We start from the raw sequence: 15,620 nt of genomic DNA, 5'->3' as shown, positions 1-15,620 counted from the left end.
AGGTAATATACTGGGAATTTGGTATAATATTAAATAGTTGTGCATATACTACTAGGTATATTGTACTGATATATGATTTGATAACTTTAATAGTAAACATAGAGGTGCTTATGGCTAAGGATAATCAACAGATTGCAACAGACGATATGCAACAAACAATATATAAAGAGTTAGGCTATAAATCCTATCCATTTCCATATACAACACCTGCGTATTTAGAAGCGTATGGTACACTTGTAGGTCTTAAACCACCAACGGCTAAAACAGCACGTGTACTTGAATTAGGTGCTACCTATGGAGGAAATATTATTTCTCAAGCTGTGCATAATCCAGAAGCAACCTTTGTAGGTATTGAGCTTTCCCAAGATCAAGTAGAGAAGGGCAACAAAATTATTAGTGATGCCAAGTTAGATAATGTATCTCTATTGCAAGGGGATATTTTGAACTTTGATGAATCCTTAGGAAACTTTGATTACATTATTGCCCATGGTTTTTACTCTTGGATTAGCGATGAAATGAAGGATAAGCTACTTGATATTATATCCAATCATTTGGCTGATAATGGCATTGCATATGCATCCTATAATACATACCCAGGTTGGCATACGATGGAAGAGGTTCGTCAACTTATGTTATTTGCTAATCGTGGTTATGATGAGTTGACTCATAAGGAAAAGGTATTACGCGGTAAAACTGTAGGTAGTCTAGTAGGTGCTCAAATTCTTAATTATGATAACCTTAAAGAGCGTAATAGTAAATTCTTAGGTGCCTTGCGTTCCGTTATGCAAAAGGATGATTATTATGTAGGTCATGACCATTTAGAACCTCATAATGATCCATGTTACTTCTATCAATTCAATGATCATTTGAAAGCTCACAATCTTACATATGTGTGTGATGCAGATTTAACATTATCAATGGTTCGTACCTATGATGACAGTATCGCCGATAAACTTGAAAAATTGGCTCCTAATAGCCAAGCGGATCAAGAACAATATTTAGACTTTATGCTTGATACAACATTCCGCAAGTCTATTATTTGTAAAGAAAGTGCTGCAAAGGATATTAGCTATGATGTAGCTAATCCAGATAAGGTGAATACAGTACCTGTACGGTCTATCGTAAATAGTTTTGTATTCCAAATCCTCTTTGATGAAGAAGCATTAGAAATGTTTGAAAATGAGCTTATGCGAGATACATTCCAAGCGCTCATTAAAGATGGTGGCACTTTCAATATGATTGAAGCCCTTGCCATTTTAAAAGCTGCTCATGATGCTGCTAATGCATCTGAAGATGACTTAGAACCAGCTGTATGTAGTTTATATAAAGCTATCGTTGAACATATGGTACGCGGTGGTATTCGATTCTATAAAACATTCCCTGATAAACAGGAATATATGGAGGGCTTATCCTATGTACCCGCTCGTTTTACAAACTTTGTAAAAGCTATTGCTGATGGTGGTAGTGAATATATTTATGGTGCCAATATGTTCAATGACGCTATTGGTGATATTTCTGAAGAAGATTTATTGTTCATGGAATTATTGAATAAGCCTAAAGCCAAGTCTACGATGATTAAGAAGATTAAAGATTCTCTCTTTAGCGCTGATAAGGCCCAAACTGGTAAACACCAAAATGCCATGGCGGAAGCATTCTATAATGAATTGACGAAGCGTATGGAGCAATTAGGCTTTATTAGAAGTAAGAAAAACGATGGTCTTTCGTAATTCTTTTAAAATTTCTAAGATAATATTTTGGTGATTCATATAATCTTCAGGATAAACATAAGACCCATTATACTTATAACATTTATGTGTATTAAGTAGTAATGGGTTTTTGTTTTATATAATTTAATTTAATCTTTTTTAATAATTATTACATTTAGTTATTTAATATTGCCAAAAAAGTATAGTAAATCGATAAAATTAATGAGAAATAAATGAACCATATATGAAAAGTGTGGTATACTATGTATGGGTATTTTTGTGAACATCATCCGATGTGTTGTGGATGATATTATAAATTGTATTAGTTACAATGTTGTTTTTATTGTATTATTTGTAAAAGGAGTCTTTTATGGCATCTAAGAAGGCTGTTCTAGTATATATACTAGAGATCCTGAAAAGTGAAACGGATGCTAATCATACTTTATCTCAAGAGGAGATTCGCAGTATATTAGCCGAGCGGTACGAGGTATCCGTCGATCGGAAGACCTTAGGCCGTCATTTAAATGATTTATATGAATCTGGTGATTTTGGTATTCAATGTGAAGAATCTGCCGTAGGAGCAGATGGTACTATTCGCCGTACTGATTTTTATATGATTCATACTTTTGAGGATTCAGAATTGAGATTATTAATTGATGGTATATTGGCGTCTCGTCATATTACCGCATCTCAACGTAAGGATTTAATTAGTCGTGTTGCTAAATTGGGTAGCTCTCATTTCAAGCCCCATGGTATTGATATTGAAAGTGCTACGGGTTACCTTCATAGAAGTCAGGACTTATTCCTTAACATTGATCTCATAGAGGAAGCAATACAAAAGGGGAGAAAAATTTCCTTGGCTTATTGCCAACCTGACGTGGATAAACGATTACATATCAATCTCGGTCCAGATAATAAGGAGCGAAAGTATGTATTCAATCCATTCCAACTAGTTATGAATCGAGGACACTATTACCTAGTTGGGAACCATGAAAATTATGATGACATGTCTACATTGCGTGTCGATCGAATTGCACACATTACGGTGCTGAGCGAACGTAGGAAACCTTTACGTGAGATAAAGGGATATAACCAGCAACGCACCTTCAATGTATCACAATATGTAAAAGAACATATTTACATGTTCGGCGGTGAATCCGTTACCGTAAGTTTTAAGGCAAAGCGGTCTATTGTAAACCAAATTTTAGATTGGTTCGATGGCAATGTGGAATTCACCAACGTCACATCTGATGATGTTGTATGCCGTGTACGTGTAAATCATGATGCATTTAAGTATTGGGCACTTCAATATATGCAAAGTGTGAAAGTACTTTCACCAGCATCTTTGGTAGCAGAAGTGAAAGATGCTATTAAGGAAGGCTTAGAACAATACTCATAAAAAAGAGCTAGTTGATCGTTGAATCAACTAGCTCTTTTTTGTATATGCAATCTTCAAATGTACAATTACTAATTTATAGAACGTGCATTTTTTCTGCTTCACGATAGTCCTTAAGAACTGAACGAGGAGGCAATTTACCCATGATACTCACTACGTAGATAGCGATGGAAGAGAAGAGGAAGCCTGGCACGATTTCGTAAAGGTCGAGGAATCCAAATTGTTTCCAAATAAGAACGGTTAAACCACCTACGACGATACCTGCGATACAGCCATGACGTGTCATACGTTTCCAGAATAAGGAGAACAAAATAGCTGGGCCGAAAGCAGCACCAAAACCTGCCCATGCATAGGCAACCATGGTTAAGATGTAGCTATCAGGATCCATTGCCATATAGATGGCAATTAATGCTACGATAAGTACTACGATACGACTTACGAGTACCAATTCTTTATCACTCGCTTTTGGATGAATGATATTCGCATAGAAGTCATTAGAAATGGCAGAGGCTGTTACTAATAACTGGGCAGACGCGGTACTCATGATAGCTGCGAGTACTGCAGACCAGATGAGACCTGCTACAAATGGTGTAAAGAGACGTTCTGTCATGATGAGGAATACAGTTTCCGCATCAGTGCCTACCAATTTATCTGGCAACATATATACGTGACCGATGAGACCTACAGCAATGGCCGCCATAAGGGATAGGATAACCCATACCATGGCGATATTTGTAGATTTCTTGAGCTCTTTTGCATCGGAGATGGCCATGAATCTTACGAGGATGTGAGGTTGACCGAAGTAGCCAAGCCCCCAACCAAGAGAAGAAATCAAGCCAATAACCCAAGTGAACCAATCAGATGGATCACCGAATAGGCTAAGTCCTTGAGGAAACTCGTGTTGAATGAGTTGGAATGTTTCAATAGGACCACCCATAAACATGGCAGCTGTAATTGGTACCGCTAAGATAGCGAAGAACATCAATGCCCCTTGGATACAATCTGTCCAAGATACGGCGAGGAAGCCGCCGAGGAATGTGTAGAATACGACGATACCCGCTGTAATAAATAGAGATACGGTGTAATCAAGACCAAAGATGGTGTTGAACAGTTTGCCACCTGCTACGAATCCTGATGATGTATAAATCAAGAAGAAAATCAAGATAAATAGGGCGGAGATAACGGCTACCGAATGAGATTGATCGTGGAAACGGTTTTTCAAATAGTCCGGTAAAGTTAAACTGTCACTAGCTACCTCAGTATGGTTACGCAAGCGTCTAGAAACAAACTTCCAGTTTGCCCATGTACCTAATGTGAGACCTACGGCAATCCATACACCAGAAATCCCCGTAGTATACGCTAGGCCAGGCACACCCATGAGCATCCAACCACTCATATCTGATGCTTCCGCACTAAGTGCTGTGATCCATGGTCCTAGTTGTCGGCCACCGAGAATGTAATCACCAATGCTGTTAGATTTCCTGTAATAGTAGACCCCGATATACATCATGAGTCCTAGGTATAAGGCAAAGGCGATGATAATCATTAAGTTGTCTTGTGTCATGCCTATATAAGACCTCCTTAGGTTGTAGTTTTATTCTATAGTATTATAAATAATTCCTATTGTACCATATATTAATGTGTTAGAGTGTAAAAAATTAGTGATGTACTCATAGTTTCTATATAAATTTACGTCTAGTCTTTCACGATATGTATTAGACTAGCTGGCGTAAAATTGTATATACTAATAAGTCCAATGGCATATGAAATATGTTAAAATAAAAGAATGAAATACGGAATATGAAAGGAGGGCCCATGGAACAACAGGAAATGAGAAAACAAGAAACTGTTAAGCAACCAGTTGTGACAAAGCAACAAGCACTGCGCATGTTAGAAACTTACTTTGGGTATACCTCCTTTAGACCGGCTCAAGAGGCTCCTATTGCATCCTTATTATGCAATGAAGATGTAATTGGCATTATGCCGACGGGGGCAGGGAAGTCTATTTGCTTTCAGATACCTGCACTCTGTAAGGCGGGGCTTACAATCGTATTTTCACCACTGATTTCTCTTATGAAAGACCAAGTAGATGGCTTGTTAGTGCAGAATATACCAGCGGCGCTCATCAATAGTACGCTCACCCAAGCGGAGTTTAATAAAACGATGTACGAAGTGCGAAGTGGTAAGATTAAACTCTTATATATTGCACCTGAACGATTAGGGTCTAATTTTTTCTGCAATGTGCTGCGAGCATTGCCTATCGCTCAAGTCATTGTGGATGAAGCTCACTGTATCTCTGAATGGGGGCATGACTTTAGACCGTCCTATCGTCTTATCGGTGAGTGGCTCAACTCACTGCCAAAGCGCCCTATTGTGGGGGCTTTCACAGCGACGGCGACGAAATATGTAGAAAATGATATTAAGAAACTATTGGGCCTAGACAAGGCTAATGTATACGTAACGGGCTTTGATAGGCCAAATTTATCGTTCTCAGTCCTCCGTACACCAAAGCGCATGGATTATGTAGTCCATTACGTGCGTCAACATGCCAACGAAAATGGTATTATCTACTGTGCGACACGCAAGGATGTAGATCGAGTGTATGAAAATCTAACCCGTGCAGGCATTAAGGTGGGCCATTATCATGGAGGCCTTAGCGATGAGGTGCGCCGTGAGATGCAAAACGCTTATGCAGATGATAAACTGCAGGTCATGGTGGCTACCAATGCTTTTGGTATGGGCATCGATAAGAGTAATGTGCGCTATGTATTGCATTACCAAATGCCGCGTAACATGGAGTCTTATTATCAAGAGGCGGGCCGTGCAGGTCGTGATGGGGCTCCTGCAGAATGTATCTTGCTCTACAGTGGGCAGGATGTACAAGTTCATAAATATTTGATTGAACAGTCCATCGAGACGCCTAAGCGACAAGAGGTGGAGCTCCGCAAGTTACAGTCTATGATTGACTACTGTTTCTGTAGTAATTGTTTACGTCAATATATGCTTAACTATTTTGGTGAAAGCACCGTTTGGACTACTTGTGATAATTGTAGTTCCTGTAAAGGCTCCGGTGATAAGGTGAATGTAACAAAAGAGGCGAAGGCTATCTTCCGTGCTATTATGGGCACTGATGAGCGCTATGGTGCCTCTATGATTACCTCTATCGTGCGCGGTGAGCGAACTGACCGTATTATGCGAGCTGGCCACGATGCACTCCCTGTATTTGGTTTACTAAGTAATGTAGACGAGAAATCTATTAAAGGGCTCATCCAACAATTTGTAGCTTCTGGTTATTTGCGTAGTTCTTCAGGTAAGTATCCTGTTCTATCCTTGACGGCTGGCGCTGAGGAGGTCCTCAGTGGGCATAAAGAGGTGGAGGAAATCAGACAACATGTGTCTGTACCATCTCGAACTAGTCGGTCTACGTCTACTACAGCACGAGGAAAATCTAGTTCTGGGTCAGGTGGTTTATTTGAACATTTACGACAACATCGCAAGCTCTTAGCCGAAGAGGCAGGGCTTCGACCATATCTTATCTTCCCCGATACAGTACTTATTGACCTAGCCAATTTACGGCCCACAACATTAGGTGAGTTTGGCAATGTTAAGGGTGTAGGGGAAGCAAAATTGAAAAAATATGGCCTCAGTTTTTTACAGGCCATTGCAGAATATAAGGGATAATAAATTTTACTGTATATATGGTAGTACTATGTATTTTTTAGTATGATAGTACTATATATTGTAAGATATAAGGTTAGTATTATTCGACGTATTATACATAGATTTAGGGGGACATATGAGTCTAGCAGATACACAATACCTCGGTATTATTGAAAATATTTTAGAACATGGCACGTATGGTCAAAACCGTACAGGTGTTGCAACTTATAAATTGCCACATCAAATTATGCAATTTGACTTGCAAGAGGAATTTCCCATTTTGACCACAAAATTTGTAGCCTTCAAAACGGCTATAAAAGAATTGCTGTGGATTTGGCAAATGCAATCTAACGATGTACGCAAATTACAAGAAATGAACGTCCGCGTATGGGATGAGTGGATGCGTGAAGATGGTACCATTGGTAAGGCCTATGGTTACCAAATTGCAAAGTACAAACAACTTGATAATCTCATCAAGACTATCAAGGAAGATCCTGATAGCCGTCGTATGATTGTTACACTGTGGAATATTGACGATTTAGATGATATGGCATTGCAACCATGTGCGTATGAAACATTATGGGATGTAGCTGATGGACACTTAAACTGCATGCTCATCCAACGCAGTGGCGATATGGGCCTTGGCGTTCCGTTTAATACTGCTCAATATGCAGCGTTACAATGCATGATTGCTCAAGTAACAGGTCTTAAACCTGGTAAATTTACTCATGTTATTAACAATGCTCATGTCTATGAAAACCATGTAGAAGCATTGCGCGAGCAGTTAGCACGTTGTGATCAAGCGTTGCCAGCACCAAAAATTATTGTGAATCCTGAGGTAAAAGACTTCTATGATTTCACACCAGAGGACGTTACATTAGATGGATATGAACATCTAGGTAAGTTGTCCATGACTGTTGCTGTATAGAACTGAGTTCATGTCCATTGCTAAATGGAATCATATGTATGACTGTTGCCATATAGTATTAACCGAAAGAGGCCAGTATGTTAGCATTAATCGTAGCCGTAGCACATAATCGTGTGATTGGTAAAGATAATACCTTGATTTGGCACTTGCCGAATGATTTGAAATTCTTTAAAGAAAAAACTACAGGTCATGTCATCATTATGGGCCGTAAGACCTTTGAAAGTTTGCCGTTCCTGTTGCCAAATCGTGAGCACTGGGTGATTACTCGTGATAAGGGCTTTGATGCGCCAGAAGGGGTTAAGATATTCCATAGTCCTAAGGCGGCTGCAGAAGCAGCACGTGCTCTTGATGCGGCCTATGTCATCGGTGGTGCTCAAGTATATGAGGCTTTCTTGCCTTACGTGGATACGATGTACATTACAGAAGTAGACCACGAATTTGAAGGGGATGCATATTTCCCAGAGTTTCCAGAAGAGGCTTTCACCATTGAATCCGTAGTAGACGGCGCGGTGGATGAAAAGCACAAATATCCTCATCGTTTTGTAACCTATCGCAGAAAGGCATCTAAATGAGTGAAAGAATGTTTGCCATTATTGGCAGTGAATTAAATGTTAAGCCAAAGCAGGTGCAAGCTGCCGTAGAATTATTGGACGAAGGCAATACGGTGCCATTTATTGCGCGTTATCGTAAAGAAGTAACGGGCGAATTGCAAGATGAGCAATTGCGTACCATTGAAGAGCGCATTAAATACTTGCGTAACTTGGAAACACGTCGTCAAGAAATCATTGCATCTATTACAGAGCAAGAAAAGATGAGCGACGAATTGATGAAGTCCTTAGAGGCCGCCACAAAGCTTCAAGAGTTAGAGGATTTGTATTTACCATACCGTCCTAAGAAGCGTACTCGTGCTATGATTGCCCGTGAACGTGGTTTAGAACCTTTGGCGGAAATGATCCTTAACGATACGGTTACATCTGGTGATCCTTTAGAGATTGCAAAAGAATATGTAACGGAAGAGGTGCCAACCCCAGAAGACGCTATTCAAGGTGCATCTGATATCGTAGCGGAAATCGTTAGTGATAGTGCTGACTTCCGTGCGTACTTGCGTAAAAAGATGTGGAACGAAGGCTTTATTCAAGCTGAGTTGACTGGTGATGAAGAGGTACAACAACAGTTCTTACAATACGCAGAATATGCCGAACCGGTTCGTCAGATGCCATCTCACCGTATTTTGGCGGTTAATCGTGGTGAAAAACTAGGTGCTTTAAAGTTAGCCCTCACTGTACCAGGTGATACTTATGTTGCTTACATGGTGCAGAAATTAGAGAAAAATCCAAAATCCATATTCGCAGATTATAAAGTAGCTGCAGTAGCCGATGCGTACAAACGTCTAATTTTCCCTGCTCTAGAGCGTGATATACGCAATGAGTTGACGGAAAATGCGGACGAGCAAGCTATCAAGGTATTCGGTGTAAACCTTAAGAACCTATTATTGCAGCCACCTTTGGTAGGGCACGTTATCATGGGCCTTGACCCTGGTTACCGTACAGGTTGTAAGATGGCTATCATCGACCAACAAGGTAATGTGCTGGATTACGGTGCCTACTATTTAACGAATAGTGAAAAGCTTCGCAAAGAAGCGCAAAAGGTATTGGCGGATAAAATCCGTAAGTTCAAAGTTACTCTCTTATCAATTGGTAATGGTACTGCATCCTACGAAACAGAGCAGTTTGCTTCCACCATGATTGAAGAGGAAAAGTTAGACTGCCATTACATCATCACCAATGAAGCAGGCGCGTCTGTATATTCTGCTTCTAAATTGGCTATCGATGAATTACCAGATTTAGATGTAACCATACGCGGTGCAGTATCCATTGCACGTCGTGTACAAGATCCATTGGCTGAATCTGTTAAGATTGATCCTAAATCTATCGGCGTAGGTCAATACCAACATGACGTAAACCAAAAACAATTGACTCATACCTTAGATCAAGTAGTGGAAACTGTAGTTAACCACGTTGGGGTGGAGCTCAATACAGCATCTCCAGCTATTTTGCAACATATTGCAGGCATTTCTAGTACAGTGGCTAAAAACATCGTTGCATATCGTCAAGAGAATGGTGTATTTAAAAGCCGTAAAGAATTGTTGAAAGTACCTCGCTTAGGTCCTGCAGCATTCACGCAATGTGCTGGTTTCCTTCGCTTACAACACGGTAAAAATCCACTAGATAATACATCTGTCCATCCTGAGTCCTATGAATTGGCAGAACGCATTATTGGTGAATTAGGTTTTACCTTAAAAGATTTGCAAGACAAAGCGCAACTGGAAGCATTACAAGTGAAATTACCGCTTGTTGATGCCGGAAAAATGGCCGCAAAACTGGATGCAGGCGTGCCGACTGTACGAGATATCTTAGGGGCTTTGGCAAAACCAGGTCGTGACCCTCGTGAAGATTTGCCAGCACCGCTTACTAGAAAACATGTAGTAAGCCTTGAAGATATTCAAGTTGGTACTGTTGTAAAAGGTACTGTTCACAACGTAGTTGATTTTGGTGCCTTCGTAGATTTTGGCTTAAAAACTAATGGTCTTTTACATCGTAGTGAACTCTGTAACAGCCGTCAACATCCATCTGATGTGCTGGCTGTAGGCGATATCATTGAAGCACAAATTATTTCTGTTGATGTAAAACGTAATCGTATCGGTTTATCTGTAAAGGCATTACAATTAGAAAAGCCAAAGAATAACGATAATAACCGAAACAGAAATAACAACGGACAACGTCGAAACAACGATCGTAACAATAACCGTAATAATAGTGGTCGGCAAAACAATTAGTATCAATTGAATTATATTATTGAGAAATACTCTTGACTAAAAGTCATTGTACACAAAACCGCACTCTCTATGGATTTTGAGGGTGCGGTTTTTCTATATAGCTTAAAACTATGTATATTAATGCAGAAGTGATATATCGAAAATGATATATCTGATTGAAATATTTAGATATAAGGAGTATGATGAAATCACAGAGGACATCTTCCTCAATCTATATTTCTACATAGGAGGTAATGCTATGAGCTTGAACCTTAAAGAAAGATATGGACTTTTAATTAATAATGAATGGGTACCGGCATCTGATGGTGCTGAATTCAATGTATATAACCCTGCTAATGGCGAACAACTTGCTATCTGTGCAGAGGCTACGAAAGACGATGTTGATAAAGCAGTAGATGCTGCAACAGAAGCTTTTAAAACTTGGAAAACAGTATCTCAAGTAGAGCGCGCTGATTACTTGTTAAAAATTGCTGACGCTATCGATGCTCATAAAGAGTATTTGGCACAAGTTGAAACATATGACAATGGTAAACCAATCCGTGAGACTTTGAATGTAGATATTCCGTTTGGGGCAGATCATTTCCGTTATTTCGCTGGCGTACTTCGCTCCGAAGAAGGCTCCGCCCAAGTATTTGATGAAAATACATTGAGCCTCATCATTCGTGAACCGATTGGCGTTGTAGGTCAAGTCGTACCTTGGAACTTTCCATTCCTAATGGCTGCTTGGAAACTGGCACCAGCTCTTGCAGCAGGTTGTACAGTTGTAATTAAACCTTCTAGCCATACATCTCTTAGCCTTTTAGTATTAGGCGATATTTTGAAAGACATTTTACCAGCAGGCGTTGTGAATATCGTAACTGGTAAAGGTTCTAAATCTGGTCAATATATCCTTGACCATCCTGGCTTCAGCAAACTTGCTTTCACAGGCTCTACAGAAGTAGGTCTTGATGTATATAAAGCCGCGTCTGAACGTTTGATTCCTGCTACATTGGAATTAGGTGGTAAATCTGCGAATATCTTCTTTGACGATGCGAATTGGAAACAAGCTCTCGATGGGGCAATGCTCGGCATTCTCTTTAACCAAGGTCAAGTATGCTGCGCAGGTTCCCGTATCTTTGTACAAGATACAATTTATGATAAATTCGTAGCTGAACTTTCTGCTTTATTTGATAAAGTAAAAATTGGCTTGCCTTGGGAAGAATCTACACAACTTGGTTCCTTGATTTACGAAGCACAAGTTGAGAAAGTACTTAGTTATGTAGAACTAGCTAAAGAAGAAGGGGCTCGCATTGCAGCTGGTGGCGTACGCGTTACTGATGGTGAACTTGGTAAAGGTTGCTTCATTAGACCTACACTTATCGTAGATGCGACAAATGATATGCGCGTAGCTCGCGAAGAAATCTTCGGTCCTGTAGCGGTTGTTATTAAATTCCACAGCGAAGAAGAAGTGATCGAACAAGCTAATGACAGCTTATACGGTCTTGGCGGCGGCGTATTTACACAAAATCTCAACCGCGCAATCCGCGTAGCTCGAGCAATCGAAACAGGTCGTATGTGGGTAAATACATATAACTCCATCCCAGCAGGTGCACCATTTGGTGGCTATAAACAATCTGGTATTGGCCGTGAAACTCACAAAGTTATCCTTGAGCACTACACTCAAATGAAAAATATCATTATTAACTTGAGCGATAAACCATCTGGTTTCTACGATTTAGATTAATAAACTTCAACTCTCCTATGAACTATAACAATGAGGCACCTCGAATGAGGTGCCTTTTTTGTGCTTAACAATAGCTTATTATCTGTGAAAGGATACGGTATGCTATAATTGTAGCCATATAAAATCGTATTGTTTAGAGAGGGATATTATGAGTTCAAAGAGAGTATTAAAATGGATTGGTTGTGTTATTGCTGCCATATTATTAATTTATATTACTTTAATGGTAATAGTAATTTTATTGTTAGCTGGTAGCAGTGAGTTTAAAAATAGCTCCATTCATTTAACTGAATTTCGTAATAGTACATTATTTTATGACGATGAAGAACATAAGATTGCTGATAATGTAGTTGCTGTTCATGAGGTGGATAATAAACTCTATTACATAACTTTAGACGGTATTGGTATTTTTGATGAAAATGTAAGTTTGTTAGATGCTTGGAATAAAGATCTTAATAAATATAATACTTTCATTCCTCGAATAGATGCTAAAAAAACAGACTTTAATGTGAGTCTTGATGAGTTATATCCTAATATTTCTAGTCTTGATGAAAATGATAGAGATATATGGCATGAGATTTTTTATGATAGTGAGAAACGATATACAGGTCCACACGCTGGATATACTATAAAGCTACCTTTCTATGTATCATATAGAAAGGAAGATATGGTTAAGCATAATGATATAGTGGATCTTTCTACAGGAACTATTATTGGTAAGTATGGTAGTGAGCATATTTTAAGAAATAATGCTTATTATAATTTTGAATTTGGAAAATTGACTAAACTTGATTTCTCTCAGAAAGCTATATATAGCTATTATTCTAATAATCTTGATATAGGTCGGTTTAGCAAGAATAATTCAGGTGATGAGAGATATGAATCTTATGCACGAAATGAGCTAGATACAGTAAGAACGAAAGACTTAGAGGTATTACCTAACTTATTGAATCAACAATTTATAGTGTTTAATTCCTTTAATGACTTTTCTGATTTTGATAAAGATACCTTTGAAGCCTTAGCTATTAATGCAATTAAAAATAGGAAGGCTTTACAATTAGGGCCGTTAGAAAATCAAACCCTACAGCAGTATTTGAGTAAGTAACCATATAGTGGACGGTGTAAAATGAAAAAACTTGAAATGTTAGGATATATTTGGATTTTCACATCTATATCGTTATGTATAGGGTTATATAAACTTGAGCTTAGTAAACGTGTCATTGATGAAGAATATGAATATATCAAAAAGCATAGAACTTTTGGTAATTTAGCCAAGTATTTAACAATAATTGCAATTATAATTGTAGTCCTATTAAATTGTAAATTTTTAATTGATAGAGATTATTTATTTATTGCGAGATATGGTGTTGCTTGGAGCATTTTCGTGCTTTTGATAATGTGTACAGGTTTTTATCAAAAGCGAAATAGTTTATATTATAAACGTGGCCTTTTTGCTATTTTTTCTATATTATTCGGTATTGCCGGTTTAGGTTATGCATTAAAGCATATGTTCTTTTAGTAGTAAATATATCAATTTAGATTTTTGGGTGTTGTTTTGAGTGGAATCGTTTTAATAGAACAGTTAAGGGGGAGAAGAAAGCACATTTAGTTTTGACTTGTAATTACTTTTATAGCGTTCACCTTTGAAATATGATATACTATTCTAACGCGCATAATTCGTGCGCGATAGGAGGAAACACATTTAGATGTTAGAAAAATTTGAACAATTAATGATTAGCGAACCTGTTCTAAGAGCGTTAAACGATATGGGCTTTGAAGAGCCTACGCCAATTCAACAGGAAGCTATCCCAGTAGCCATGAGCGGTAAAGACATGATCGGTCAAGCTCAAACAGGTACTGGTAAGACAGCAGCATTTGGCTTGCCTGTATTGGAACGCGTAGACGGGAATGAGCGTCACGTTCAAGTAGTTATTTTATCCCCTACACGAGAATTAGCTATCCAAGTAGCTGAAGAGCTTAACAAAATGGCTCAATACACAAATATCACAGCACTACCTATCTATGGTGGTCAAGATATTAATCGTCAGTTCCGTGCCTTGAAAAAGAACCCTCAAATCATCGTTGCCACTCCAGGCCGATTGATGGACCATATGGATCGCGGTTCTATTAAATTTGACAATGTGAAAGTTGTGGTATTGGACGAAGCCGACGAAATGTTAAACATGGGCTTTGTTGATGATATCAATAAAATCTTGGGTGCTATCCCAGAAGACCATCAAACATTGTTGTTCTCCGCAACTATGCCTAAAGCTATCCAACAATTAGCTGAAACATATTTGACAGAGCCAACATTGATTCGTATGAAACCGACTCAAGTTACGATGGACTTAATTGAACAATATTATATCGAAGTGCAAGACCGTCAAAAATTCGATGTTCTTTGCCGCTTGTTTGATATCCAAACACCTGAACTTGCTATTATCTTCACACGTACAAAACGTCGTGTTGATGAAGTAACAGAAGGTCTTAAAAAACGTGGTTACATGGCGGAAGGTATTCATGGCGATTTGTCTCAACAAAAACGGGACAGCGTAATTCGTCAATTCCGCGAAGGTACCATTGATATTCTCGTGGCTACTGATGTGGCAGCTCGTGGTCTTGATATTTCAGGCGTATCTCACGTATATAACTATGATATGCCTCAAGATCCTGAAAGCTACACGCACCGCGTAGGTCGTACAGGCCGTGCCGGTAAAGCTGGTCAAGCTTTCACGTTCGTTATCCCTCGTGAAATGGAGCATTTACATGCTATCGAGCGTTTAACAAAACGTAAAATCGTACGCCGCCGTGCACCTTCCTTAGGTGAAGTTCTTGAAGGTCAACAACGTTTGGCAATTGAAAGCCTCGTTGAAATGACAGATAATTTAGAAGCATTAGCGCCATTCAAATCTAGTGCAGAGGAATTGTTGAATGATACAGATTCCGTAACACTTTTGGCAGCAGCTCTTAAATTGTTAACAAAAGAACCAGATACAACTCCTGTAAATATTACAGAAGAAAAACCATTGCGTGTACGCCGTCGCCGCGAAGGTGGACGTAGTGACCGTCGCCGTGGTGACCGTCGTAGAGATGGTGATCGTCGCCGTGACGGAGATCGTCGTCGTGATGATCGTCCACGTCGCAGCCGCGATGACCGTAGAAGTGATCGTCGTGATGACCGCAAAGGGGACCGCCGCAGAGATGATCGTAGATCTGATCGTCCGCGTGGTGAAAAAAAACCTCGTCATCAAGGTGAAGGTTTCAAACCTTACTTTAAAGACTAATAGAATGTGGATTGCTTACGAGCAATCCACATTTTTTATTGCACGCCGAATAGGCATGACTAAACCCCCAGTTAAACTGGGGGTCGATAA

At 39.2% G+C, this 15,620-nt stretch carries 11 protein-coding genes; 10 read left to right on the top strand and 1 reads right to left on the bottom strand.

Annotated features, from left to right (window positions below):
- Positions 1-110 precede the first annotated feature (110 nt).
- On the top strand, positions 111-1,727 hold the full coding sequence (locus tag RWP19_RS07260; protein ID WP_314357110.1) for a methyltransferase regulatory domain-containing protein: 1,617 nt from the start codon (positions 111-113) through the stop codon (positions 1,725-1,727).
- Between the two features lie 349 nt (positions 1,728-2,076).
- Positions 2,077-3,105: a YafY family protein gene (locus RWP19_RS07255; protein WP_295259786.1), complete on the top strand. Its 1,029-nt coding sequence runs from the start codon at positions 2,077-2,079 to the stop codon at positions 3,103-3,105.
- 73 nt (positions 3,106-3,178) lie between these two features.
- Here RWP19_RS07255 and putP read toward each other — a convergent pair whose 3' ends face one another.
- Positions 3,179-4,666 (bottom strand): sodium/proline symporter PutP, encoded by a 1,488-nt coding sequence (gene putP / locus RWP19_RS07250; RefSeq protein ID WP_295259787.1) that lies wholly within the window; start codon positions 4,664-4,666, stop codon positions 3,179-3,181.
- A gap of 251 nt (positions 4,667-4,917) precedes the next feature.
- Here putP and recQ point away from each other — a divergent pair, with 251 nt between their 5' ends.
- The 8 genes from recQ to RWP19_RS07210 all read left to right on the top strand — a co-directional run bounded on the left by recQ (position 4,918) and on the right by RWP19_RS07210 (position 15,530).
- Positions 4,918-6,783, top strand: a complete 1,866-nt coding sequence (recQ, locus tag RWP19_RS07245; RefSeq protein ID WP_314357109.1) for a DNA helicase RecQ — start codon at positions 4,918-4,920, stop codon at positions 6,781-6,783.
- Between the two features lie 115 nt (positions 6,784-6,898).
- Complete coding sequence (locus tag RWP19_RS07240) at positions 6,899-7,690, top strand: thymidylate synthase (RefSeq protein ID WP_314357107.1); 792 nt, start codon at positions 6,899-6,901, stop codon at positions 7,688-7,690.
- Positions 7,691-7,767: 77 nt separating this feature from the next.
- Positions 7,768-8,262 carry a dihydrofolate reductase gene (locus tag RWP19_RS07235; RefSeq protein WP_314357105.1) on the top strand — a complete coding sequence of 165 codons (495 nt, stop codon included), beginning with the start codon at positions 7,768-7,770 and terminating at the stop codon, positions 8,260-8,262.
- Entirely contained in the window at positions 8,259-10,526 is a 2,268-nt protein-coding gene (locus RWP19_RS07230; RefSeq protein WP_314357103.1) for a Tex family protein, read from the top strand. The genes RWP19_RS07235 and RWP19_RS07230 overlap by 4 nt, the downstream gene beginning before the upstream one ends.
- Positions 10,527-10,764: 238 nt before the next feature.
- Complete coding sequence (locus tag RWP19_RS07225) at positions 10,765-12,249, top strand: aldehyde dehydrogenase family protein (protein WP_314357102.1); 1,485 nt, start codon at positions 10,765-10,767, stop codon at positions 12,247-12,249.
- 148 nt (positions 12,250-12,397) lie between these two features.
- A complete protein-coding gene (locus tag RWP19_RS07220; RefSeq protein ID WP_314357100.1) occupies positions 12,398-13,351 on the top strand; it encodes a hypothetical protein in 954 nt (317 codons plus the stop codon).
- A 21-nt stretch (positions 13,352-13,372) separates the two neighbouring features.
- Complete coding sequence (locus RWP19_RS07215) at positions 13,373-13,765, top strand: hypothetical protein (RefSeq protein WP_314357098.1); 393 nt, start codon at positions 13,373-13,375, stop codon at positions 13,763-13,765.
- Between the two features lie 187 nt (positions 13,766-13,952).
- Positions 13,953-15,530 carry a DEAD/DEAH box helicase gene (locus tag RWP19_RS07210; RefSeq protein WP_314357096.1) on the top strand — a complete coding sequence of 526 codons (1,578 nt, stop codon included), beginning with the start codon at positions 13,953-13,955 and terminating at the stop codon, positions 15,528-15,530.
- The last annotated feature ends 90 nt before the right edge of the window (positions 15,531-15,620 follow it).

Origin of the sequence: uncultured Veillonella sp., assembly GCF_963522475.1 — a bacterium.
Classification (GTDB): Bacteria; Bacillota; Negativicutes; order Veillonellales; family Veillonellaceae; genus Veillonella.
Note: the sequence above shows the minus strand (reverse complement) of the source record. Positions and strands in the feature narration are given on the sequence as shown.

What these genes read in the sequence shown, in the direction of transcription:
- RWP19_RS07260 (WP_314357110.1), top strand. Translation starts at nt 111, where the DNA reads ATGGCTAAGGATAATCAACAGATTGCAACAGACGATATGCAACAAACA.
- RWP19_RS07255 (WP_295259786.1), top strand. Translation starts at nt 2,077, where the DNA reads ATGGCATCTAAGAAGGCTGTTCTAGTATATATACTAGAGATCCTGAAA.
- putP (WP_295259787.1), bottom strand. Translation starts at nt 4,666, where the DNA reads ATGACACAAGACAACTTAATGATTATCATCGCCTTTGCCTTATACCTA.
- recQ (WP_314357109.1), top strand. Translation starts at nt 4,918, where the DNA reads ATGGAACAACAGGAAATGAGAAAACAAGAAACTGTTAAGCAACCAGTT.
- RWP19_RS07240 (WP_314357107.1), top strand. Translation starts at nt 6,899, where the DNA reads ATGAGTCTAGCAGATACACAATACCTCGGTATTATTGAAAATATTTTA.
- RWP19_RS07235 (WP_314357105.1), top strand. Translation starts at nt 7,768, where the DNA reads ATGTTAGCATTAATCGTAGCCGTAGCACATAATCGTGTGATTGGTAAA.
- RWP19_RS07230 (WP_314357103.1), top strand. Translation starts at nt 8,259, where the DNA reads ATGAGTGAAAGAATGTTTGCCATTATTGGCAGTGAATTAAATGTTAAG.
- RWP19_RS07225 (WP_314357102.1), top strand. Translation starts at nt 10,765, where the DNA reads ATGAGCTTGAACCTTAAAGAAAGATATGGACTTTTAATTAATAATGAA.
- RWP19_RS07220 (WP_314357100.1), top strand. Translation starts at nt 12,398, where the DNA reads ATGAGTTCAAAGAGAGTATTAAAATGGATTGGTTGTGTTATTGCTGCC.
- RWP19_RS07215 (WP_314357098.1), top strand. Translation starts at nt 13,373, where the DNA reads ATGAAAAAACTTGAAATGTTAGGATATATTTGGATTTTCACATCTATA.
- RWP19_RS07210 (WP_314357096.1), top strand. Translation starts at nt 13,953, where the DNA reads ATGTTAGAAAAATTTGAACAATTAATGATTAGCGAACCTGTTCTAAGA.